Origin of the sequence: Archangium sp. (genome assembly GCF_036277355.1) — a bacterium.
Lineage (GTDB): Bacteria > Myxococcota > Myxococcia > Myxococcales > Myxococcaceae > Archangium.
The window spans coordinates 1-22,684 of record NZ_DASUNC010000010.1; the positions used below are offsets into that span (position 1 = coordinate 1).

The 22,684-nt window shown below is 69.3% G+C and carries 23 protein-coding genes and 2 pseudogenes; 17 read left to right on the plus strand and 8 right to left on the minus strand.

Going from position 1 to position 22,684, the window contains the following annotated elements; genetic code table 11:
* Positions 1-279: 279 nt before the first annotated feature.
* The 3 genes from VFZ09_RS02035 to VFZ09_RS02045 are packed head-to-tail and all read right to left on the minus strand — an operon-like array spanning position 280 to position 2,249.
* Complete coding sequence (locus VFZ09_RS02035) at positions 280-642, minus strand: helix-turn-helix transcriptional regulator (RefSeq protein WP_329725743.1); 363 nt, start codon at positions 640-642, stop codon at positions 280-282.
* Complete coding sequence (locus VFZ09_RS02040) at positions 632-1,108, minus strand: helix-turn-helix transcriptional regulator (RefSeq protein ID WP_329725744.1); 477 nt, start codon at positions 1,106-1,108, stop codon at positions 632-634. Before VFZ09_RS02040 ends, VFZ09_RS02035 begins: the two co-directional genes overlap by 11 nt.
* 4 nt (positions 1,109-1,112) lie before the next feature.
* Positions 1,113-2,249, minus strand: a complete 1,137-nt coding sequence (locus VFZ09_RS02045; protein WP_329725745.1) for a serine/threonine protein kinase — start codon at positions 2,247-2,249, stop codon at positions 1,113-1,115.
* A 572-nt stretch (positions 2,250-2,821) separates the two neighbouring features.
* Here VFZ09_RS02045 and VFZ09_RS02050 point away from each other — a divergent pair.
* Positions 2,822-3,540: pseudogene (locus VFZ09_RS02050) on the plus strand (tyrosine-type recombinase/integrase).
* A gap of 91 nt (positions 3,541-3,631) precedes the next feature.
* On the opposite strand, the gene VFZ09_RS02055 reads toward VFZ09_RS02050, so the two are convergent.
* On the minus strand, positions 3,632-5,002 hold the full coding sequence (locus VFZ09_RS02055; RefSeq protein WP_329725746.1) for a hypothetical protein: 1,371 nt from the start codon (positions 5,000-5,002) through the stop codon (positions 3,632-3,634).
* 396 nt (positions 5,003-5,398) lie between these two features.
* Between VFZ09_RS02055 and VFZ09_RS02060 the strand changes: the two genes are divergently transcribed.
* From VFZ09_RS02060 to VFZ09_RS02080, 5 genes are all read left to right on the plus strand, one after another.
* Positions 5,399-5,902, plus strand: coding sequence for a hypothetical protein (locus VFZ09_RS02060; protein ID WP_329725747.1), 504 nt, complete (start codon positions 5,399-5,401; stop codon positions 5,900-5,902).
* 140 nt (positions 5,903-6,042) lie between these two features.
* Positions 6,043-6,864 (plus strand): hypothetical protein, encoded by an 822-nt coding sequence (locus VFZ09_RS02065; protein WP_329725748.1) that lies wholly within the window; start codon positions 6,043-6,045, stop codon positions 6,862-6,864.
* Between the two features lie 6 nt (positions 6,865-6,870).
* Positions 6,871-7,365, plus strand: coding sequence for a hypothetical protein (locus tag VFZ09_RS02070; RefSeq protein WP_329725749.1), 495 nt, complete (start codon positions 6,871-6,873; stop codon positions 7,363-7,365).
* A gap of 103 nt (positions 7,366-7,468) precedes the next feature.
* Positions 7,469-7,936, plus strand: a complete 468-nt coding sequence (locus VFZ09_RS02075) for a hypothetical protein (protein WP_329725750.1) — start codon at positions 7,469-7,471, stop codon at positions 7,934-7,936.
* Between the two features lie 167 nt (positions 7,937-8,103).
* Positions 8,104-8,757: a cold shock and DUF1294 domain-containing protein gene (locus tag VFZ09_RS02080; RefSeq protein ID WP_329725751.1), complete on the plus strand. Its 654-nt coding sequence runs from the start codon at positions 8,104-8,106 to the stop codon at positions 8,755-8,757.
* 96 nt (positions 8,758-8,853) lie between these two features.
* On the opposite strand, the gene VFZ09_RS02085 is transcribed toward VFZ09_RS02080, so the two are convergent.
* Together VFZ09_RS02085 and VFZ09_RS02090 are read right to left on the minus strand one after the other, a co-directional pair.
* The gene (locus VFZ09_RS02085; protein ID WP_329725752.1) at positions 8,854-11,442 is read right to left on the minus strand and encodes an RCC1 repeat-containing protein; all 2,589 of its coding nucleotides are present in this window, start codon (positions 11,440-11,442) and stop codon (positions 8,854-8,856) included.
* 92 nt (positions 11,443-11,534) lie between these two features.
* Complete coding sequence (locus tag VFZ09_RS02090) at positions 11,535-12,476, minus strand: agmatinase family protein (RefSeq protein ID WP_329725753.1); 942 nt, start codon at positions 12,474-12,476, stop codon at positions 11,535-11,537.
* A 99-nt stretch (positions 12,477-12,575) separates the two neighbouring features.
* Here VFZ09_RS02090 and VFZ09_RS02095 point away from each other — a divergent pair, with 99 nt between their 5' ends.
* Genes VFZ09_RS02095 through VFZ09_RS02110 form a run of 4 tightly spaced genes read left to right on the plus strand, consistent with a single transcriptional unit; the run spans position 12,576 to position 14,704 of the window.
* Positions 12,576-13,157: a CAP domain-containing protein gene (locus VFZ09_RS02095; RefSeq protein ID WP_329725754.1), complete on the plus strand. Its 582-nt coding sequence runs from the start codon at positions 12,576-12,578 to the stop codon at positions 13,155-13,157.
* 3 nt (positions 13,158-13,160) lie between these two features.
* The gene (locus VFZ09_RS02100) at positions 13,161-14,054 is read left to right on the plus strand and encodes a hypothetical protein (RefSeq protein WP_329725755.1); all 894 of its coding nucleotides are present in this window, start codon (positions 13,161-13,163) and stop codon (positions 14,052-14,054) included.
* Positions 14,055-14,075: 21 nt separating this feature from the next.
* Positions 14,076-14,420: a DUF4288 domain-containing protein gene (locus VFZ09_RS02105; RefSeq protein ID WP_329725756.1), complete on the plus strand. Its 345-nt coding sequence runs from the start codon at positions 14,076-14,078 to the stop codon at positions 14,418-14,420.
* Entirely contained in the window at positions 14,420-14,704 is a 285-nt protein-coding gene (locus VFZ09_RS02110; RefSeq protein ID WP_329725757.1) for a hypothetical protein, read from the plus strand. The genes VFZ09_RS02105 and VFZ09_RS02110 overlap by 1 nt, the downstream gene beginning before the upstream one ends.
* 12 nt (positions 14,705-14,716) lie before the next feature.
* Here the strand turns inward: VFZ09_RS02110 and VFZ09_RS02115 are convergent, their stop codons facing one another.
* Both VFZ09_RS02115 and VFZ09_RS02120 read right to left on the minus strand, forming a co-directional pair.
* The gene (locus VFZ09_RS02115; RefSeq protein ID WP_329725758.1) at positions 14,717-15,568 is read right to left on the minus strand and encodes a dienelactone hydrolase family protein; all 852 of its coding nucleotides are present in this window, start codon (positions 15,566-15,568) and stop codon (positions 14,717-14,719) included.
* A gap of 188 nt (positions 15,569-15,756) precedes the next feature.
* Entirely contained in the window at positions 15,757-16,554 is a 798-nt protein-coding gene (locus tag VFZ09_RS02120) for an FKBP-type peptidyl-prolyl cis-trans isomerase (RefSeq protein ID WP_329725759.1), read from the minus strand.
* 189 nt (positions 16,555-16,743) lie between these two features.
* Here VFZ09_RS02120 and VFZ09_RS02125 point away from each other — a divergent pair, with 189 nt between their 5' ends.
* The 7 genes and pseudogenes from VFZ09_RS02125 to VFZ09_RS02155 all read left to right on the plus strand — a co-directional run.
* Complete coding sequence (locus VFZ09_RS02125; protein WP_329725760.1) at positions 16,744-19,140, plus strand: ATP-binding protein; 2,397 nt, start codon at positions 16,744-16,746, stop codon at positions 19,138-19,140.
* A 172-nt stretch (positions 19,141-19,312) separates the two neighbouring features.
* A complete protein-coding gene (locus tag VFZ09_RS02130) occupies positions 19,313-20,545 on the plus strand; it encodes a hybrid sensor histidine kinase/response regulator (RefSeq protein ID WP_329725761.1) in 1,233 nt (410 codons plus the stop codon).
* A complete protein-coding gene (locus VFZ09_RS02135; protein ID WP_329725762.1) occupies positions 20,535-20,714 on the plus strand; it encodes a hypothetical protein in 180 nt (59 codons plus the stop codon). Before VFZ09_RS02130 ends, VFZ09_RS02135 begins: the two co-directional genes overlap by 11 nt.
* Positions 20,672-20,794, plus strand: a complete 123-nt coding sequence (locus tag VFZ09_RS02140) for a hypothetical protein (RefSeq protein ID WP_414640663.1) — start codon at positions 20,672-20,674, stop codon at positions 20,792-20,794. Before VFZ09_RS02135 ends, VFZ09_RS02140 begins: the two co-directional genes overlap by 43 nt.
* A 47-nt stretch (positions 20,795-20,841) precedes the next feature.
* Positions 20,842-21,312 (plus strand): SRPBCC domain-containing protein, encoded by a 471-nt coding sequence (locus VFZ09_RS02145; RefSeq protein WP_329725763.1) that lies wholly within the window; start codon positions 20,842-20,844, stop codon positions 21,310-21,312.
* Between the two features lie 147 nt (positions 21,313-21,459).
* Positions 21,460-22,341 (plus strand): DUF2381 family protein, encoded by an 882-nt coding sequence (locus VFZ09_RS02150; protein ID WP_329725764.1) that lies wholly within the window; start codon positions 21,460-21,462, stop codon positions 22,339-22,341.
* A 12-nt stretch (positions 22,342-22,353) separates the two neighbouring features.
* Positions 22,354-22,684, plus strand: a pseudogene (locus tag VFZ09_RS02155) (serine/threonine protein kinase); the annotation flags it as partial.

Here is a 22,684-nt window from a genome sequence, read left to right on the forward strand (position 1 = left end):
CAAAAAAGAGCCCACCGCGCTCGACCTTGTAGACGATCCCGAGGCCCCCCGCGCCCAAGAACCCCACCACCTTGTAGTCCCCGATCATGTCGCCGATGTCCGGGTGCCTGAGTGTCAGTCCCACGCTCTACCTCACCTCCTGGATGGGGGAGCGTAGCATAACCGCAGGAATACGGTTCAGACAGCGGGACCGGGGCGGCAGGTGGACCCCTCCAAGGCTGGCGACCGCTCCAAGTCGGCCGCCCCACCCACCGCCCCCGTCCCTTCTTCGGGACGGGCCTATTCCTCGCGCATCGGCGCGGCGTCGAGCACGTGCAGCAGTGCACACCCGACCGCGACCTTGGACTCCGGCCACGTCCGCAGGAGCCCGACAGCCTTCCGGGTCTCGGGTGACAGATCCTTGTCGGTGGCAGGCATCTCTCGCGCGCTCATATCCAGGAGCACAGCCGGGGAAACACCCAACGCGACCGCGAGCCTTCGCAGCGCCGGAACGCTCGGCATCATGCCGCCGCGCTCGATGCGCCCATACACGGCCGGACTCATCCTTGCCGCATCGGCTACTTGTGCCTGAGTGAGCCCGAGCGCCTCGCGTGCGGTTCGGGCTGCCTCGCCGAGTCTCTTTTGTAGAAGGTCATCTTCCATGCGGTATGCCTCTCAGATTGATGGCGCCGTTTTCCTTATCACGCTTGCCTTGCTGCCGCCTCTTGTTGAGCCTGGCCAACCCGGTCGCCGTTCCCTTGAAAATGGCGAACTGCTCGTCATCCATCGTTCGCACCAGCCGCAGCAACCGTCTGATCTCCGGCGTCAGTTCTTCGTCGGGTGCCGGTGGGGTTTGAGTGGCTTCCCTTTCGACGAGACCCACAAGCCAGTCCGCAGAGAGCCCAAGTGCAACGCAGATCTTCGTCAGCGTTGGCGTGCTCGGAAGCATGGCGCCTCGCTCCAGCCTCCCATACACTTCCGGCGTCAAACCGACCCGCTCGGCCATGTCCTCCTGAGTCAGTTTCAATTTCAACCGGGCCGCCCGCGCGGCCTTGCCGATTTGAATACTGAGTTCGGTTCGGTTTTTCCCCTTGGTGGCGCCCTCCTTCTTGCCTGGCTTCCCTTTCATTGACCTAACCCTCGTCCTCGTCGGGCGTTAGCGCCGTCCGCTCGATGGGGTTCGCCGTCAGTCGCTTGACCCTTGCGGCAGCTTCGAAAATCGCCTTCAGCTCCGCTGCGGCCTCATCAGCGAGGACCGGCGGCTCTACGGTCCCCAGGTAGACGAGCAGCTCTTCGCGCATCTCGGCGGCAGAAAAACGCTCGCGCGGCTCCGGCTGGAGCGCACGCCGGACAATGGACCGCAAAGGAGCGGGCGCGAACTCAAGCCGGCGTTCCGCTTCCGAAGGGTGAAAACGCAGCAGCCGGTAAGACAACACGTCCAGGCTTAGCTGTGTGGTCCGCTCGGCACGTACAGGGAATGAGAACCCGACCGGGGCACTCTCCACAGGTGTATCGGTCGGGTCGAGCGGGTATTCGGCCAGCAGCATTTCCAGCAGAACAAGCCCGAGCGAGAACACGTCCGCTCTGCCGTCAATCACTCCCCCGATAAGCGGGTCGGCTCGGCTCCCGGTGGACTCCATCACAGCGCGCAGAACCTCGGGCGCACAGTAGGCCGGGTCGCCGCGCAGCAGGCCGGGCGGCGTCTTCAAGCGGTCGCGCAGCTCCGAGTACGCGGCACCGAAGTTCGCGAGCTTGACGCGCCCATCAAACCCGAGACGGATCCGCATGGGACCCACGGCACGATGGACGATGTGCATCGGGTGGCCTTCGCTGCTGAGGCGCTGGTGAGCGTAACCCAGCGCACCCGCTACTTGCGCCGTGACGTATGCCGCAAAGGCGGGCGACAAACGACGCTCCACCAGCAGCGCGAAATCCATCGCGGTGAGGAGGTAGCAACCGCGCAAGTGCTCCATGACCACATAGGCGGTGTCGCCATGGGAAGCGAAGCCGTAAACCCTGGCGATGCCCGGGTGATCCAGGTGCGACGCGAGCTGCACCTCTTCCCAAACCCGCTCACCCTTCTCACTGTCTGAGGACACCTGCACAGGCTTGAGAATGACCCTTGAGCGACGGCCCGTGCTTCCGCCGATGGGGTGCCTCCAGGCAAGAAGAAGCGTGTCGTAGTCCCGGTTTAGAACCTGGGTGTCGTAAACCTCGTATTTGTAGCCCTCGAATTCGAAGATAAGACGCGGGCCGGAGCTGTCCGCCATGTTGTGATCTCCTTACGAAGCCCTACAGCCTGTCGAGGTTGGGGCTGTCCGCACGTCGCCAGCTCTCGCCGTCCGCGCGTATGTAGAATACGCCCATTTCAAACTCAGCCGCGCCTGCCCCGTGGTCGCGAACCTCGACCCTACCCATCCACCGCGCGGGCTCGCCGGTAAGCGCTGCTGCGAGAAAGCCATCCTGACGGAGAAGGAAGAGGCTCCGGTACTCCTGCACCATCCGGCGCAGGTCCCAGCGAGACAGCCCTTGTCCGTGCCGCTCGACGTAGCGCAGCAGCTCGTCGGCAACGTGGCTGACAGGCGAGGACGCCGGGAAAAACGCCGGTAGTCACTCCAAGCCGCGCCTGTGTTCACTCCAGACCGCGCCTGTGTTCACTTGCCTGGGGGCCAGTGCTTGGGACCGGCGGGAAGCTCGCGCGTCGATGCACCGGCGGCGCGGCATTCTCTGGAGTGCGGCCCCTTTTCCAACCCGGAGAGCAACACCAGTGCAGGAGGGGCACCAGCCATGAGCGCGCCCCCCGTTGCCACGGACGCCGCGCCCGCGTTTCTCACGGTGAGTCGTGAAGTTCTCGCCAGTGCAGACGCGCCGGGGTGCCGAGCAGTACGAGCGCGAATTGCGCGCCTCCCTCCTCAATGGAACCTTCGGAAAGGAGAAAGACAACGAGGAGCGCCCTATGACGTTGGCGGAGTTCGCCCCGCGCTTCCTGATCTACAGCGAGAACAACAACAAACACTCCAGCATCGTCAGCAAGAGCCAAATCCTGGAGGCTCACATCCTGCCGTTTTTCGGTGAAATGGCGCTGGCTGCCATTGGCCCGGCGGAGATAGAGGATTTCAAGGCTGTCATGCGCAAGACTTGCCCAAGGGCGGACGCGAGCGGACGGTGGAGCTGCCCGGCTCGGCAGTGGACGCGCTCAAGGAGCACCGGCACCTGCGCGGCCCTTACGTGTTCTGCCAGGAGGACGGTCGGCCGCTTACTGATGGGCTGCTCAAGCTGCCGCTGCGCCGGGCCCTCCAGCGGGCGGGCATCACCCGCGAGCAGGGCCGCATCGGCTGGCACGACCTGCGGCACACCTACGGCAGCCACCTCGCCATGAGGGGGATACCGCTGACGGTCATCAAGGAGCTGATGGGGCACGCGACCATCGACAGGACGGAGCGCTACGCCCACCTGAGCCCGGACACGCGCAGAGAGGCGGTCGGGGTTCTCGACCGGCCCTCTGCGCCCGCGTGCGACATACGTGCAACACGGATGGAGGAAGCCGCCAACCACCCGTAAGCACGGCGTAAAAAAGTGGAGGCGGTGGGAATCGAACCCGCCGCCTGTCACTCCCGGAGCGGGCCTGGCGGAGTCTCGTGGGAGCCTGGCGCTATTGGCGAAGATCGGCCGGCAGCGCTGGCGAGGACAGCAGCTCGCGGAACACCTCCCAGCGCCGCTCGTGCGACGCGCCCGGACCCGCCTTCCGCTCCACGTACTGCTTCACCATGTCACGCCCCAGGTTGTAGTTGATGACGTACGAGCGATTGTGGTCGATGAAGGCCATCCGCTGGGTGGCGCGCTCGGGGGACAGCAGCCCGTAGCGCACGAGCCAGTCGCGCCCCTCCTCCCGGCTCATGGTGCCATCGAGATACCGGCGCGCGACCTCGTTGACCACGTAGGACAGCTTCTCGGTCAGCGCCTCCATCCGCACGTAGTCGGCAGCGCGCTTCGGGTCGAGCCCCGCGAGCGGGAAGAGGACGTCGCGCAGGTACGCCTCCGCATCGGGGAAGACCAGCTCGATGCCATGGTTGGCGCTGCCCTCGGCGATGAGCGACATGGGCGAGAAGAGCGGGTACACCGAGAACTCCACCCAACCGCGCTCGCGCACCAGGTGCTGCTCCAGCAGCGCATTGTAGACGTGGTGGCCGGGATAGCCCTCGTGCGCGGCGAGGTCGATGGCGCGCATGATGAAGAGAGGCAGGTCCGTGTTGATTTGAATCACGCTCTTCGCGTTGCCCTTGAACCAGTTGTAACCGCCCCAAGGCTTGTTGTTGACGTACTCCAGGGTGAACGTCTCGTGGGCGGGCAGCGCCACGTGCTTCAGCGTGCGGCGGCGCGACTCCTCGATGGCGGCACGGAAGACGGCGTCCAGCTTCTCCACGGGAATGACGAAGTCCTTCCGGAAGCGCTCCAGACGCTCGGGCAGTGGACCCTGGCCGGGGACGAGCCGCTCCAGCCCGGCGAGCACCGCTTCGAACTCCGCCTCGGTGTGCCCCGGGTCTCGCGCGGCATAGAGCGCCTGGCTCTCCTCGTCGAACTTCAGCGTCTCTCCCGACAGCATCCGCACGCGCGCGCCGAGGGCCGAGAGCTGGGTCAGCAGGAAACGGCGGCGCATCGCGACCAGTGCATCCCTGGGCACCGGCACCGCTTCCACCTGCTTCACCAGCGCGGCGGTGCGCTCGCCAATCACCGGCAGGGGCAGCTTCGCGGCCTCGGCCTCCTTCGCCCAGGCCTCGGGCCCGTAGTACGCGTCCACGTAGTCGGCGTCATGCTGGCCCACCGCGAGGACCAGCTTCACGTACTGCTCGGCGAAGGAGTCCAGGGCGGGAGGTGTCTTCATCGGCGATTCGGTGGAGGGCTCGGAGGTGGGCGTTGCACCACGCGTGGCGCAGGCAAGGAGCACGGAGGCGAGGACCAGAACGGACACACGTCGGAAGGTCGTCAGCATGGCGTAGCGCCGGTTGTAGACGAACGGCGCCATCCGTTCCAACGGCCGACACCCTGCCCCGGCGGAAGTCGCCGGTAGGAGCCCTCCGGCCTCCCTTCACAGAGCGACGCGCTCCCCCAGCGTGAGCCCTGGCTCCTGGAAGGAGGGGCGTCCCTTCGAGTCGAGCGCGTGCCGCGGGAACTGCTCCAGGTTGTCGGCGACCCGCGCTCCGTATCAGTGTCTCGTCCCAGGCTGAAGCACCCGGAGGCTCCGGGTGCGTCCGCATCCCAGAAATCGATTTCCGGCGGGATTCTTCCGCGGCCGCGCTGCGCCAGATGTCGCAGCCGGTTTCGGAGGCCTGTCGGCTTTTGACTGATAATCCAGTATTCATTCCAGACACTTCAACTCACGCGAGGGGGCCTCCGGCGGCGCCCTCGACAGAGGACAAACATGCATCGGATGCTCTTGATCGCGGTCGCCGCAGTGCTCGGCACGGGGTGTGGTGCGGGGATGGAGGATGCCACCGGCCTTTCGTCGGAGGAGCTGGGGACCCACCCGGCGGAGTTGGCGGCGCTCGAGTACAACGAGGCCAGCGCCTCGGTCGACGTCAGCTACGACATCGTCAACTTCGTCTACGCCCCGGACATGTTCCCGGGTGAGGTGGGGCGTGGCGGCTACCAGGCCTACGGCGACAAGATCGGCCTCGCCGACTACTACTCCGACGGCATGCGGATCGGCGTGCATTGGCGCCTCGGCGACGGCTCGCGTCGTGGCCTCTGCTACTGGACGGGCGGCGCGAACACCCACGGAGGTTGCAACAAGGACTTCGGCGAAGGAAAGCGCTTCGAGTTCCGCGTCGGCCGCTGCAACGGGAGCAAGTACTCGTGCGGCGACCCGGCCCAGAGCGGGACCGGCTGGCAGGACTGGTCGAACTGGGCCTCGACCGGGACCTGACGGAGGTCTCCGCCCTGGGAGGGCCTGTATGCTTGCTCCCGCCCCCGGGCAGCCACCCGGGGACGAGGAGAACGACATGGCAGAGCTTCCGCAGGGCCGCGGGCCCATACCGGGGATGGCGGCACTACGGACGGCGGTCGATGAGCACGCTCGTCCTGCCCCACGTCCCCGGCGAGGAGCTGTTCGAGCTGGGGATGCTCGGAGGCAACGTCGAGCGCCGCTACCGCAAGCTCCGGCCCGAAGTGGAAGCGCTCCCCTGGGGGACGCTCCGGCCGGAGGCGTTTCCCGAACACCTCGTCCTCGCGGCGCGGAGGGCCTGGACCGAGGCCGCCTTCCAGGAACACCGCACCGCCGCCGCGTGCACCGCGACGCTGCAGGCGCTCATCGCCGCGCGGGCGCCCCTGGATCTCATCGCCATGGCCTGCCGCTTCCCGCTCGACGAGATGGTCCACGTCGAGCTGTGCGCGCGGCTGGCGAGCGAGCTGGGTGGAGGCATCCCCCTCCTGCATGATCCGCTGGCCATGATTCCACCGCCCCGGCCGGGCCGTGCGCTCGCCCAGGCGGCGGAGCTCGTCGTGCGCTACTTCTGCGTGGGCGAGGCCATCTCCATCCCCCTGCTCCGAGGCACCTGGCGCGCCGCGACGCACCCGCTGGTGAAGGCGGTGCTGGGGCGGATCGTCAAGGACGAGGCCGCGCACGGACAGTTCGGGTGGATGTTCCTGGACTGGGCCCTGCCCCTGCTGGAGGAGGACGAGCGGGAGGTGCTGCGTGAAGCGGCGGGGAAGACGATCGCCGCGGTCCGGGAGAACCAGGCCCGCATCGCCGCACAGGGAGAGGGAGAGCCCGCGGCCATCCATGCCCTCGGGTGGATGAGGTCGCGGGCGTACATGGACCTCGCGCGCAAGTCGATGGAGACCGAGGTGCTCGCGCCCTTGAGGGCACGCGGGCTCGAGCCTCGCTGACGCGTCATGCGCGGGTACCTCACGGGCAGCGCGGTCGAGCTGGCGGTGTTCCGCATCACCGTCTTCGGCGTCGTGCTGCTCTCGCGTGACATCTACGAGGCGCCCGCGTGGGCCACGGCATCCGCGGCCCTGCGAGCCGCTCCCGGAGGCCTCGCGTGGCTCGCGCCCCACCTCCCGATGTCACCCGCCTGGGCCTGGGCCGCGCTCGGCATCCTCGTCCCCTCGGCACTCCTCTCCGTGCTGGGGCTGTTCACGCGGGTGGCGACCGTGCTCGCGGCGCTCTCGTTGGCCTACGTGCTGGCGGTCCCCCAGTTCTCCGGGACGGTCATCCACACCCACCACCTCCTGTGGTTCGCGCTGTTGCTCGCGGCGAGCCCCTGCGGCGATGCGCTCTCCGTGGACGCCTGGCTTCGCGCGAGGAAGCACGGCCTCCAGGCCGCTCCGGACGAAGCCCTCCTCTGGGAGCAGCCCGCGCCCACCGCGCATCAGAAGACGCGGTAGATGGCGCTCTCGAAACACATTGCGCGCAACTTAATTGCGAACAATATTGATGATGACTGGACCGCTCGCCGCGCGAGCTCCACGCACATTTCCTGGAGGACTCATGTCTCGAGACGTCGCCGTGGCACGCCCCAGTGTCCTGAAGACCGTTGCGCGCATCTGGCTGGGAGCCTCCCTGCTCCTCGCGGGGGCGGGCCACCTCACGTGGGCCCGGACCGAGTTCCTGGCCCAGGTCCCGAGGTGGGTGCCGCTGGACGCCGACTTCGTCGTCCTCGCTTCGGGCGTGGTCGAGCTCGTGCTCGGCGCGGCGCTCCTCTTCGCGCGCCGCCTGCGCCCGCAGGTGGGGTGGGGGGTGGCCGCGTTCTTCGTCGCGGTCTTCCCGGGCAACATCTCTCAGTACATGAATGGCATCAACGCGTTCGGGCTCGACACCGACAGGGCGCGGTTCATCCGGCTCTTCTTCCAGCCCGTGCTCGTCGCCTGTGCCCTCTGGTCCACCGGCGCGTGGGAGGCCTATCGCGCGCGTCGAAGCGCTCGCAGTGACGCCTCCGCCGGTGGCACCTCCGCGTAGACTCGCGCGGATGAACGCGAATCTCCATGCGCTGGGGGCCATCGCCCTGTGCCGCGCTCGCCGCGCTCGCCACGGCGAGGATTCCCTGGCGGAGTGGGCCGTTCACGATTTCCGCTAGAGTGCGTCCCCAGACACCCCCCACGTGAGGACGCATGGAAACGCCAGGCGTGATCAGCCGTTGGAACGATGACAAGGGATTCGGCTTCATCCGGCCCAAGGCGGGGGGGCAGGAGGTCTTCCTGCACATCTCCGCGTTTCGCGGCAACCGGCGGCCACAGACCGGGGACCCGGTGAACTTCGTCGCCGGCAAGGACCCTCAGGGCCGCCCACGTGCCGAGCACGCCTGGCTGGCCGGGCTGGCCACCGCCGAGCCGGAAGCCCGCGGCAAACCGCCCGCCCAGGTGAGCTGGGAGCAGGAGCGGCCAGAGGGGGAGGACCGTCCCATGCGGAACTCCACGGCGAAGTGGGTCATCTTCCTGGCCCTCTGCGCGCTGCCGGCCTCCGTCTGTCTCCGGCAGTACTTCGCCGGGCACGCGGGCGCGCTGCTGTTCTTGTTGGGATACCCCCTGGTCAGCCTGGCGACCTTCGCTCTCTACTGGGACGACAAACGGAGCGCCACGCGCGGCAGGTGGCGCACGTCCGAGGCGATGCTGCACTTCTTCGAGCTGATGGGCGGCTGGCCGGGGGCACTGATCGCCCAACAGACGTTCCGGCACAAGACCCGCAAGGTCTCGTATCAGGTGGTGTTCTGGGCCATCGTGCTGGCGCATCAGGCGTTCTGGGTCTTCATCGCCAGCGTCACGCCGTCGAGAGGCGGATAGACCCGCCAGGGTCGAGGAGTCCTGACGAGATGCCCTGAAATACAACGGGCCCCAGGCTCCGGGGAACCTGGGGCCCTGACATGGAGAGCGCGGAGCTCAGGGGAAGAAGATGGGATCGTACGGCCAGGGGTACGGCGGGGGGTAGAAGATGATGGTCACGAGCCCCTGCACCTTCGCGGGCGCGGAGTTGTTGGTGACCGTGTCATTCCCGAGCTGGCCGTAATAGTTGTAGCCCCAGGCCCACACGGTGCCATCCTGCTTGCGCGACGCGGAGAAGTAGCCGCCCGCATCCACCTCCGTGCCGGGCTCGAGGCCTGCAATCTCCGCGGGCGTGTAGCGAGTCGTCGTCGTCCCATCGCCCAGCGCGCCGTAGGGGTTGTAGCCCCAGCTCCACACGGAGCCATCCGACTTCACGGCCAGCGTGTGGTAGTAGCCCGCCGAGACGTCCACGACGCCGCCGATGCCCGTGGCCTGCACGGGAGAGAGGCGCTGGGTGGTCGTCCCGTCGCCCAGCCCGCCGTAGGGGTTGTAGCCCCAGCCCCACACGGTGCGGTTCTGCTTCACCAGCAGGGTGGAGTAGGCGCCCGCGCTGATGGCCAGACCATCGCTGATGCCCGGCACCATCACCGGAGTGTAGCGGGTGGTGGTCGTCCCATCGCCCAGCGCGCCGTAGGCGTTGTAGCCCCAGCCCCACACGGTGCCGTCCTGCTTCACCACGACGGAGTGATAGATGCCCACGGCGAGATCGAGGACGCCGCTGAGGCCAGACACCTGCACCGGCGCGTTGCGGGAGACGGCCGTGCCATCGCCGAGCTGGCCGTAGGCGTTGTAGCCCCAGCTCCACACGGTGCCATCCGCCTTCAGCGCCAGCGTGTGGTAGCTGCCCGCGTCGATGGCGATGACGTCGGTGAGACCCGCCACCTGCACGGGCGTGAGGCGCAGGGTGTTCGTCCCATCGCCGAGCTGGCCGTAATAGTTGGAGCCCCAGGCCCAGACGGTGCCGTCCTTCTTCAGCGCCACCGAGTGAGAGCCGCCCGCGGAGACGGCGATGACGCCATTGAGGCCAGACACCGTCACCGGCAGATCCTGGTTGGTCGTCGTCCCGTCACCGAGCTGGCCGGAGCCGTTGAGGCCCCAGGCGCGGACGGTGCCGTCCCGCTTCACCGCGAGCATGTGGCTGGTGCCCGAGTCGATGTCGGTGATGTTGCTGGCCAGCGCCGACACGGGCGCGGAGCGGTTGGTCGTCGTCGTATCGCCGAGCTGGCCGTAATAGTTGTAGCCCCAGGCCCGGATGGAGCCGTCCTGCCGGGTGGCCACCGTGTGGATGCTCCCGGCGGAGATCGTGGTGACGTTGGTGAGGTTGGACACCTCCACCGGAACGAGGGCATTGGTGGTGGTCCCGTTGCCAAGCTGGCCGTAGTAGTTGTAGCCCCACGTCCGCACGGTGCCGTCCGGCATCAGCGCCACCGTGTGCGAATCCCCCAGGGAGAGCGTGGTGACGTTGTTGATCAACACCGGCACCGGAGTGGTGCGGTTGGTGGTCGAGCCATCCGCCAACTGGCCGTTGCTGTTGTTGCCCCAGCCATGGACGATGCCGTCCTGCTTCATCACCAGGGTATGTCCGTAGCCGGCGAAGACACGGCTGACGCCGCTGATCGGCACCAGCACCGGCGAGAGGCGGTTGGTGGTGCTCGCATCGCCGAGCTGGCCGAAGTAGTTGTAGCCCCAGGCCCGGACGGTGCCGTCCTGCCTCACGGCCACCGTGTGGTAGCTGCCCACGGCCAGGTCGATGACGGAGGTGAGGCCCGGCACCTGCCCCGGCGTGGTGCGCTGGGTGGTCGTCCCGTTGCCCAGCTCACCTTCGTAGTTGTAGCCCCAGGTCCAGACGGTGCCATCCGCCTTCAGCGCCGCCGTGTGATAGGCACCCGCGCCAATGGCGATGACGTTGCTGAGACCGGACACCTTGCGCGGCATGAGGCGGTGGGTGGTCGTCCCATCGCCGAGCTGGCCGTAGTAGTTGTAGCCCCAGGCCCAGACGGTGCCGTCCTCCTTCAGGGCCACCGTGTGAGCGGCACCCACGGAGATGTCCACGACGTTGCCCAGGCCGGGCACGGTCACCGGCGAGTGACGCGGGGTGACCGACCTGTCACCGAGCTGGCCATAGTAGTTGTACCCCCACGTCTGCACGGTGCCGTCCGCCTTCAGCGCCGCCGTGTGATTGGAGCCCGCGGCCACCATGGGGCACACCTGCCGCACGTGCTTGTAGACGGCCCTGGAGGCGTCCACGCACACGGCGGTGCCCCCGCTGTACATCACCATGGGCCAGATCTTCACCTCCAGCACGTGCGGGCCACAGGCAACGCCCGACATGCTGACGTTCCAGATGTCCTGGGTGTTGGTGCGATCCTCGACGGTGATCAGCTTTCCATCGAGCCGGTACTCCAGCCGCGCCCCGTTGGACAGGTCGGACACCGCCCAGGTTCCACCGCCGGCCAGCGTGCCCTCGTAGGAGCTGGCCCCATCCATGGTGAGGCTGGTGACCGTCAGGCCCGCGCAAAGCGCGGCCTGCGCGGTGCCCAGTGACTCCTCCTCGGAGGGCAGCCCTTCGGGTGGTGCACCACAGGCGGCCAGCAACAGGCCCCCCAACATGACTCGGAACGACGAACGGATCAGCTCTTGGAACATGTACTCCCCCCTCTGGACCGCGAGGTGTAGAAGTACAGTTGTACACGAATTACACGGAGAAGCAAGTATTCCGCGAATAGCGGTCTATGCCATCATTCGCGGGTGGAGAGGAGCTCCAACAGCAGACGCGCGGTCAGCTTCGCGGTGCGGGCGTTCTCGTCGTGCGGAGGAGAGAGCTCCATGAGGTCGGCGCCGAGCAGCCGCGGCTCGGCGGAGACGGTGCGCACCACGTCGATCATCTCGCGCGAGGAGAGGCCGCCCACGCCCACGGCGCTGACGCCCGGGGCCACGGCGGCATCCGCCGCGTCGATGTCCACGCTGAGGTAGAGCGCATCCGCGTCCCGCATGATGTGGGAGAGGGCCTCACGGGCGATGGGCACGGCCCCGCGCTCGGCGATGTCCTCCACGGTGTAGATGTGGACGCCCTGCTCGCGGGCCCAGGACAGGTAGTAGCGCGAGTTGGCGAAGTGGCGGATGCCAAGCATCGCGGTGCGCGCGCCGGTGAGGATGGGCGTCTCCAGGGCGCGGCGGAAGGGCGTGCCACTGGAGAGCGAGGCCTCGTCGTCGTACTCGCGCACGTCCAGGTGGGCGTCGATCGTCACGAGCGCCAGGCGCAGGCCAGGACGCGCGGCGGCGAGCCCGCGAATCAGCGAGCCGGTGAGGCCATGGTCTCCGCCGATGAAGAGGGGGCGCGCGCCCGAGGTGAAGAGGTTGCGCGAGGCCTCCTCGACGCGGGCGTGCGTCGTGGCGCCGTTCATGGCGGCGAGCGTGAGGTCTCCCATGTCCACCACCTCGCCCAGCTCGCGCTGGCCGTCGAAGGAGCCATAGGAGCCGAGGGCCTCGCGCAGGGCCTTGGGGCCGAAGCGGGCACCGGGCCGGGAGGGGATGCCGCCGTCATAGGGCAGGCCGAGCAGGACGGTCCGGTCCTGGAGCGGCGTGCCGGGCGTGAAGGCGCGCAGGAGCGCGGAAGCGCGGGGGTCCCGGGCATCTGCGGCCGGGCGCAGGCCAGCGAGCGGGTCGTGCGGAGTATCCAAGGTCGGCTCCGTGTAGGGTGGAGGTGTCTCGTCTCTCGGGCCGCATCCTTGCCACGAATCGCGCCCGCATCGAAGTGTTGCAACGGAAAGGAGCCCCTCATGAAGACCTCGAAGTTCCGCCTGCTCGCCCTCTCGCTGAGCTGCCTGACCGTGGGAGCCGGCGCGTGCGGCACCAGCGAAGCGGCCACGAAGAAGCCCACGGCGGCCCCGGGCGCCCCCTCGTCCCTGGCGGCCGAGATGGTGGCCGCGCACAACCAGGCCCGCGCGAAGGTGAAGCCCACGCCGTCGCAGGCCCTGCCCCCGCTCACCTGGTCCCCCGAGGCGGCGAAGGTGGCGCAGGCGTATGCCAGCAAGTGCGAGTTCGAGCACAACAAGAACCGGGGCAAGCAGTTCGGGGAGAACCTCGCCGCGGCGGCGCCCCCGGGCTCGAAGACGAACGCGCAGGTGGTGGAGGACTGGGTGTCCGAGGTGGCCGACTACTCCTACGCGACGAACAAGTGCGCGCCGGGCAAGGTGTGCGGCCACTACACGCAGGTGGTGTGGCGCAACACGACGCACGTGGGGTGCGCGACGGCCCTCTGCACGAAGAACTCGCCCTTCGGCGCGCAGTTCCCCACGTGGCAGCTCTGGGTGTGCAACTACACGCCACCGGGCAACTTCGTGGGCCAGAAGCCGTTCTGAGCCATGCGCTTCGATGCCTACCTGGTGGTGGACTGGAGCGCCTCCAGCACCCCCAAGCGCGGCCGGGACAGCATCTGGTGGACGGTGGCGGCGTGGACGCGGCGCGGGCTCCGCCTGGAGCGGACCGGGAATCCCTCCACCCGCGCCGAGGCGCTCGAGTCCATCGGCACCCGGCTCGCGCGGGCCGTGGCGGACGGAGCGAGTGTGCTCGTGGGCTTCGACTTCGCGCTCGGCTATCCCCGGGGCACGGCGGCGGCGCTCGGGCTCGGGGGCGAGCCGTGGCGGGCCCTCTGGGACGAGTGGAGCCGCCTGGTGCGCGACACGCCGGACAACGGCAACAACCGCTTCGACGTGGCCGCGGCCTTGAACCCGCGCATCTCGGGAGGCACCGGGCCCTTCTGGGGCCATCCGCGAGGACAGGCCTTCCCGTCCCTCACGGCGACCCGGTCCTTCACGTATCCAGTGCGTGGGCTCGCGGAGAAGCGCCTCGCCGAGGCGCGCCTGCCCCGCGCCCAGCCCGTCTGGAAGCTCTGCGGCATCGGCTCCGTGGGCAGCCAGACGCTGCTGGGGATTCCCCGTGTGCGTCAGCTCCTCGAGGATCCCCGGCTCGCCGGACACCTCCAGGTCTGGCCCTTCCAGACGGGGCTCACCCTGCCCTCGCGCGTGCCGGGGAAGGCACGGCTCATCCTCGCGGAGGTCTACCCTTCCCTCCTCACCGTCCCGGCCCGCGAGGGCCTCGTGAAGGACCAGCTCCAGGTCGAGGCGCTCGCGCGGCACTTCGCCACCCTCGACGCGGAGGGGACGCTCGCCTCGCTGTTCAGCCCCTCACTGGAGTTGGAGCCCGCTCAACGGGCCGCCATCCTCCACGAGGAAGGGTGGATACTGGGCGTCCGCTGACCCGGCCCCACCGGAGAGACCATGCCCGAGGAACGCTCCCAGCAGCTCTACATCGCCGTCCTGCTCTACGAGTCCACGTCCGAATCGGGCGGCAAGAAACCCCTGTACGAGGAGTCGTTCGTGCTGATCCAAGCAACGAGTGAAGAGGAGGCACGCGCCCGGGCGGCGGACCACGCACGCCGGCAGGAGGCCCGATACGAGAACGCGGAAGGGGAGCACATCCGCTATTCCCTCAAGCATGTGGTCGATGTCAGCCCCGTCCTGGACGGCGACTTGAAGGACGGCGCGGAGCTCTACGCGCGTCACTTCAGGGATTATGGCGCGTACCATGCCTTCGAACCGCTGCTGGGAGGCTCGGTCGACTGATGAGAAGATTCCTCTCCTTCATCGTGGCGGCCGTGGCGTTCTGCGCCACTCCGGCCGGGCAGGGCCTGGACTTCATCCCGTCCGCTTCCGCCGCCAACTGTGTCGCCAGTGAGAACCTCGAGGAGAAGGCGCTCTCCTTCATCGGCCGATGCCGCAAGGGCAGCATCCACCGGGAGTTCCCGGGCGAGCTGGCGGCGGAGTCGCTCGGCGCCATCAAGAATGGCGCCTCCGCCACCCACAAGAAAGCGTGGAAGCTGCTCAACGACAAACGCTTCGCCAAATAGCCCCGAACGGCCTCACCGCTTCAGGTTCTCCTCCAGGAAGCCCTTCACCTGCTCCCACGCGGCGGCCGCGGCCTCGGCGTCGTAGCGCCCCGGGGCCGAGGGGTTCGCGAAGGCGTGCGGCGCGTCGTACTTCAGGATGCGGTGCGCCACCCCCGCGTCCGCCAGCGCCTCGTCGAACTCCTCCACCACGTCGTTGGGAATCGACTCGTCCTTCGTCCCGAAGATGCCCAGCACCGGCGCCTTGATCGTCTTCAGCTCGTCCACGTTCAGCACCGGCCGCCCGTAGTACATCACCACCGCGTTCAGCTCCGGAATCGTCATGCCCGCGCGCAGCGACCACGCGCCTCCGAAACACCAGCCGATCACCCCCGTGCGTGTCGACTGCACCCGCGAGGCCGTCATCAGGTACTGGTGCGCCGCCTCGAGGATCTCCTCCGAGCGCTTCGCATCCACCGCCTTCATGGCCGCCATCGCCTCCTCGGGCGTGGCCGCCACCTTGCCCCCGTACAGGTCCACCGCCAGCGCCGCGTAGCCCTGCGCCGCCAGCCGGTCCGCCCAGTGCATGATGTGCTCGTTCAGCCCCCACCACTCGTGGATGACCAGCACCCCCGGAATCGGCGGCCGCGCGTGCTCCGGCAGGCTCAGGTAGGCCCTCGCCCCGGCGATCTCCAACATCTGCCCCTTGCGCGGCGGCGCCGCCTCCGCCTTCAGCTCGTGCAGCGCCTGGAACTCCTTCTCCGTCAGGCCGCCCAGCTCCTCGCGCCGCTCCTCCGCGCCCCCCTTCTCCGCCCCCTGCTTCGCCGCACAGCCACTCCACGACAACAGCACCAGCGCCACACACCCCAGCATCGTCCGCAGGCTCATCCGCATCCTCTCCTCCGGGCCGCTCTCCTCGGGCCCTCGAGCGCGCTCCGGCGTAACGCGCCCCCACCCGCCCGCGCCAGGGCTCCGTGAGGCCCCCACCCCCGGGTGCACGAAAGACGACGGGCCACCGGGGCCCCCCGTGAGGGAGGCAACCCGATGGCCCGCGAGAACCCCTCGGCCCCGAAGGACTACTTCTTGGCCGGCTGGCCGCCCGGAGCCGCCGGCTGGCCGCCCGGAGCCGCCGGCTGACCCGGCGCCGTGGGCTGGCCCGGCATCGCCGGCGCCGGGGGCGGCTCGTTCTTCTGCACGTCGAGCAGCTCCACCTCGAACACCAGCGCCGAGCCACCGGGGATGCCCGGCGTGCCGCGGTCGCCGTAGGCCAGGTCGGACGGGCACACCAGCTTCGCCTTGCCGCCCACCTTCATCTTCGCCACGCCCTCGGTCCAGCACTTGATGACGCCGTTGAGCGGGAACTGCGCCGGCTCGTTGCGCTTGTACGAGCTGTCGAACTCCTTGCCGTCCGGCAGCGTGCCCCGGTAGTTCACCTTCACGATGTCCGTCGGGCCCGGCTGCGCCCCGGTGCCCTCCGTCAGCGACTTGTAGATGAGGCCGGACTCGGTGCGCACCGCGCCCTGCTCCTTGGCCGCCTGCTCCAGGAAGCCCTTGGCCTTCTCCTTCTCCTTCTCCGCGCGAGCGGTGGAGCGGGCCCGCGCCAGCTCCGGCAGCTTCGGCCCGAAGGCCTGGATGTCCACCACGGGCTCCTTGCCCGTCACCTGCGCCGTCAGGCCCGCCTTCACGAACTCCAGCTCCTCGGGCGTCATGTCGAAGACCTGGATCTGCCGGCCCAGCGTGAGGCCGAGCGCGTAGAACGTCTTCTGATCATCCGTCTGCGGCGCCGCCGCGGCACCACCGCCGCCGCCGCCACCGCCCTGCTGCTGACAGCCCGCCACGGCGAGCATCACCGCTACCACCAGAAACTTCCTCATGTGTCCTTCCTTTCCAACCAGGGCAGCGACCGCCGCCCATGCCGGCGCCCTTATACAAGAAGAAAGCGGCGGTCCGGCGGGGGAGCGGAACGTTCTTATCTTTTTCCGGTGAATCGGCCCCCGGACAGGCGGAATGCCCCGCCTCGCCCCCGGGGGCTGATCCAGCCCGTACCAGGGAGGCACCCGATCATGGACATCGACGTGCGGCGCGTCCTGGACTCCCTGGGAGACCCCCTGCTGGCCCTGGATCGCTCGGCTCGCATCCTCCATGCCAACGCGGGGCTGAAGGTGTTACTGGGCTGGTCCCGCCTGGAGCTGCTGGGCCGGCCCGTCTCCACGGTGCTCCCCGGAGGGCTGCCCGGGTGGCCCCGGGAGGAGCCGGCCCCCCGTCCCATGTCCGCCCAGCCCCAACGGGTGACGGCCCTGGGCCGGGATGGACGTCCCCAGGAGGTGGAGGCCCGGCTGTCCCCCTGGCCCTGGGGGAAGGGGGAGGGCCTGGTCATCGTCTCCCTGCGCTCGCTGGAGGCGCAGGTGGAGCTCGAGCGGCAGCTGCGGCTGAGCCAGCGGGCGCAGGTGCTGGATGCCGCGCTGGCGCAGGTGTTCTCGTCCGCCGCGGACGAGGAGGAGGCCGCCTACGCCGTCCTGCGCGCCTGCGGGGAGCTGGAGGGCTGGACGCTGGGCACGTACTGGCGGCTGGAGCGGGAGGCCGCCGGACGGGTGCCCCTCACCCTCTGGACGGTGGACGGCGGCCTGCACGACTTCGTGCAGGACACCCTGCGGTGCACCTTCGTGCCCCCCGAGGGGCCGCCGGGCCAGTCCTTCACGCACCGGGAGCCCCTCTGGAGCCAGGACGTGGCGCGGGACGTGCGCTTCCCCCGCGGGGACGCGGCGGCGCGGGCCGGGCTGCGCGGGGGGCTCCTCGTGCCGGTGCGGGGCGGCAACCGGGTGCATGGCGTGCTGGAGCTGCTCAGCCGCGCCCCCCGGGAGGACCGCGTGGCGGACGAGACCCTGGGCAGCGTGGTGGGCTACCACTTCGGCCGCTTCCTGGACCGGCTGCACCAGCTGGACCTGGAGCACACCCGCGACGAGACCCTGCGCTCCCTGTGGGACTCGGACCTGCTGGGGCTCTTCACCAGCGACGGCCAGGGCCGCGTCCTGGATGCCAACTCCGCCCTGCTGCGGATGCTGGGCTACTCGCGGCGGGACGTGCGCGAGGAGTGCCTCACCTGGTCCGAGCTGACGCCCCCGCGCGAGCGCGTCGTGACGGAGGGCGCCCTGCGGCGGCTGCGCACCGACGGCAGCTTCCACTCCCACGAGGGCACGCTGATGCGCAAGGACGGCAGCGGCGCGCCGGTGCTGCTGGGCTCCACGGGCCTGGGCGAGGGACGGGTGATGACGTTCGCCCTGGACCTGTCGGACTGGAAACCCACGGAGTCTCCCGTGCCCCAGGAGATGGATGCCCGGCTCCACGCGCTCATCGCCCACGCGCCCGTGGTGCTCTTCGCGCTGGACCGGGACGGCCTCGTCACCCTCTCCGAGGGCCAGGGGCTGGAGACGATGGGCTTCAAGCCCCGCCAGGTGGTGGGCATGTCCGTGTTCGACCTCTACCGCGCCGAGACCAGCGTGCTCGCCAACGTGCGGCGGGCGCTCTCCGGGGAGGAGTTCTTCTCCGTGGAGACGCTGAGCAACGGGAGGATGTACGAGACGCACTGGGTGCCGCTGCGCGACCCCGAGGGGCGGCTGACGGGCACGCTCGGCCTGGCGGTGGACGTCACCCAGCGCGAGCGCGAGACGCGCTGGAGGGCCCGGCTCTTCTCCGAGGCGCAGGAGGCCCGCACGGAGGCGGAGCGGATGGTGCGGCTGCGCGATGAATTCCTCAGCGTCGCCTCGCACGAGCTGAAGACGCCGCTCACCTCGCTGAGCCTTCAGCTGCACACGCTGCTCCAGCGCGCGCGCCAGGGCACCCGCCCCGAGGACGCCGAGACGGCGCAGCGGCTGGAGAAGGCGCAGCGGCAGCTGCACAAGCTGGCGCGGATGATGGACGAGCTGCTGGACGTGTCCCGCCTGGCCGAGGGACGGCTGCGGTTGGAGCTGAGCGACGTGGACCTGGTACAGGTGGTGCGCGAGGTGCTGGAGCGCCTCCAGGAGGAGGCCTCGCGCACGGGCTCGCGCCTGGAGCTGCGCGCCGACGGGCCGGTGGTGGGCCGCTGGGACAGGACGAAGCTGGAGCAGGTGGTGACCAACCTGGTGTCCAACGCGCTGAAGTACGGCGCGGGCGCACCCGTGGAGGTGCAGGTGCACTCCAGTGGAGCCATGGCCCTGCTGGAGGTGAAGGACCACGGCATCGGCATCGCGCCCGAGGACCTGGAGCGCATCTTCGGCAAGTTCGAGCGCGCGGTGCCCGTCCGCCAGTACGGCGGATTTGGACTGGGGCTGTACATCGTCCGGCAGATCGTGGAGGCGCTGGGCGGAGGCGTGGACGCGGAGAGCACCCCGGGCCAGGGCGCCACCTTCCACCTGGTGCTGCCACTGGCGGGCCCCGAGCGCCAGCGGGAGCCGCCGTCTCCCCAGGTGGGACTGCACTGAAGGGGCTCGGCTGCTCGCACCCCCAACGCGTGGGCGGAGGGACGGTCCACGGGTGGAGGGAAGACCGTATAGTGTCCGGCAACGCGTTCACGCGCGGTGCATGAGCATGTCTGGATGCTGTGTGGCGCCCCGTTCGTGATACGGCGGCATACCCGGGTTCTTGGGAGGAGCCGTGCAAGCAGGGGACGCGCCGCGCACCAGCGTCTTGCTGGTGGATGACCAACCCGCCGACCTGATGGCCCTGGAGCGCCACCTGGAGCCATTCGCGCTGCACCTGGTGAAGGCCTGCTCGGGAGAGGAGGCCCTGCACCGCCTGGAGGACGAGGACTTCGCGCTCGTGCTCATGGACGTGCGGATGCCGGGCCTGGACGGATTCGAGACGGCCCGGCTGCTGCGCGAGCACGAGGCCCAGGGCCACGTGCCGCTCATCTTCCTGACGGGCTCGCCGCCCGAGGAGCACACGCTGGCGTACAAGAGCGGAGCGGTGGACTGGCTGCGCAAGCCGGTGGAGCCGGAGATTCTGCGGGCCAAGGTGCGCGTCTTCGTGGAGCTGCACCGCGAGCGCGAGGAGCTGCGGCGCCAGCAGACGGAGCTGCGGGAGCGGGAGCGGGAGGTGTTGGAGGAGCGCAGCCTGCGGGCCGAGGCGGAGCGCGAGCGGCTGGTGGTGGAGCTGCGCGAGGCGGTGCGCCTGCGCGACGAGTTCCTCTCCGTGGCGAGCCATGAGCTGAAGACGCCGCTGACGCCGCTGGCGCTGCGCCTGCAGTTGATGAAGAACGGGCTGCGCACGGACGCGCTGGACGTGGAGCGGCTGCGCGGGCACGTGGAGGTGGCGCACGGGCAGGTGCGGCGGATGGCCTCGCTGGTGGACAGCCTGCTGGACGCCACGCGCATCACCAGCGGCCGGCTCACCCTGCGCCGCGAGCGGGACGTGAACCTGGCGGCCATCGTGCGCGACGTGGCCGCCGGCTTCGAGACGCAGGCGGAGCGCGCGGGCTGCGCCATGGAGATAGAGGCGCCCGCCCGGGTGCTGGGCCCGTGGGACGTGCTGCGGCTGGAGCAGGTGGTGGCCAACCTGCTGTCCAACGCGCTCAAGTTCGGCGCCGGGGGGCCCGTGCAGGTGCGGCTGGCGGAGCAGGAGGGGTGGGCCCGGCTGACGGTGCGCGACGAGGGCATCGGCATGGACGAGGAGGTGCGCGCGCGCATCTTCGGCCGCTTCGAGCGGGGCGTGTCGGAGCGGCACTACGGGGGCCTGGGCCTGGGCCTCTTCATCACCCACGAGGTGCTGCGCGCCCTGGGCGGCCACATCTCCGTGGAGAGCACTCCGGGAGGGGGCTCCACCTTCACCGTCGAGCTGCCGTGCTCGTGTCCCGAGGAGGCTGGCGGAGGACCCCGCCATGATGCCTGAGACACCGGAGGCCCGCGGCCCCCGGCGGGTGCTCGTGGTGGATGACAGCGCGCCCGACCGGCTCATGGCCGTGCGCGCCCTCACCCGGGCCTTCCGCGGCCTCCAGGTGGACTGGGGCTCTACATCGTGCAGGAGATCGTCCACGCGCATGACGGGACCATCACGGTGACATCGGATGAGCGGGCGGGGACGACGTTCACGTTGCGGCTGCCGCGCCATGCGCTGACGCCGAGAGGCCCTGGCGGGTGAGCACCGGCCGCGAGGAGTGGTAGACCGCGAGCCCAGGAGGAGGAGACATGACACAGGCCTCGATTGGAGTGGGCGTGGCGCGGGTGGAGGTGGAGGTGACGATCTCCGCGCCGCGGGAGCGGGTGTGGAAGGCGCTGGTGGAGGAGACGGGCCAGTGGTGGCCGAGGGACTTCTACGTGGGGCGGGAGCCGAAGGGCTTCATCCTCGAGGCGCGTCCGGGAGGACGGGTGTACGAGGACTGGGGAGGGGACGCGGGGGCGCTCTGGTACACGGTGCTGGTGGTGGAGCCGCCGGCGGTGTTGGAGCTGGCGGGGCACCTCACTCCGGCGTTCGGCGGGCCGGCGACGACGACGGCACGGCTGACGTTGAAGGAGCAGGGAGACACGACGGTGGTGCGTGTGGAGGACGCGGTCTTCGGGCGCGTGGACGAGAACACGAGTCCGAGGCTGCGCGAGGGCTGGCGCACGCTGATGGGAAGCGGAGGCCTGAAGGCCCACGTGGAAAAGCAGACACCGTAGAAGAGAAGCCGTGGAACCCACGCCCCCTGTGACACGAGAGAGAAGGGCCGGTAACGCAGTGGCCACTGGACCTTCTTCATACGTCGCAGCGTAACAGGTCGTCCTGGATGCGACATCTGCTAGGGTTGACTCTGGAGGTATTCCACCCTGGCACGACTCCTACCGTGGTTCTCGCTCGTTCTCCTTCTGACGGGAACGGCAGCAGCAGCGCAGCCCCAGCCCCCCGTCCGCGAGCCACAGCAACGGCAAGTCGTCGTCCCCAGTGGCCCCCATGAGCCGGCGCCGGAGGTGCACGTGGCGGCGAACGTCGCCACGACCCTCGTCTTCGACGCCCCCATCGATCGGGCCTCGGTTGAAGTGCCGGAGCGCGCGACACGCTTCCGGTTGGTGGATCCGGGCGAGCGCACCCTCTTCCTCGAGCCACTCGTCGCGCCCGAGGATGGGGAGCGGCTGGTTGTACGGGTGCGATACAAGGACAGCGGTCCCCCGGTGTACGCCACCGTCGCCCTCGTCTCCCACCCCGTGCTGGTGGACACCCGGGTGAATGTGGTGCGGCGCCCGCGCACCGTCGAGGCGTTGGAGGCGGCGCTGGCGGAGAAGGAGGCGGAGCTCGCGGCGCTCAAGGTCGTGAATGGGCCTTCGGGCTTCGTGTTCTCAGGCCGGCTCACCTTGGCTGGCGTGAAGGCCCGCCCCTTCGAGGGGTCCTCCACCGCCACTCAGAGCGGGCTGAAAGTGGCGGGGGGCCAGGGGTATCGCGCTGGGCTTTGGGCACTCGCCGTCGTCCGTGTGCACAACCTCCCGGGGGAGAAGCCCTGGGCGCCACAGGAGGCGCGGCTCAGCTTGGCGGACGGAACCCGGGTGAAGGTGCGCTCCGTGGACATGAACAAGGTGCAACTCTTGTCCGGTGAGGAGGGCCTCGTGGCGGTGGAGACGGAGGCCCCCTTCTGGACGATGGACAACGTCCTCCGCCTGGAGCTGCTCGACAAGAGCGGCGGCCGGCACCTCTCCATTCCCAATGTGCAACTGTAGGAGCGCTGGCTCATGACGGAAGCCCTGCACCCAGACCACCTCAAACCCGGCGATATGGTGGGGCCCTGGCTCATCGTCGCGGTGCTGGGCCGTGGAGGCTCCTCCCGCGTCTTCAAGGTGGAGCGTGACGGCCAGCCGTACTCCATGAAAATGGGGCTGCTTCCCCTCAACCCATCCACGGAGGCGCTCACGGAAGCGCAGTACGTGGAGGAGACGAGCGCCTGGCGGCGCCTGGCGCGCGAGGCATCAGCCCTCTTCACCTACTCCTCCCACCCCAACCTGCTGCGCGTGTACGCGGTGGACTTCTGGCCCCATCCCACCCAGGGCTACCCCTTCCTCGTCA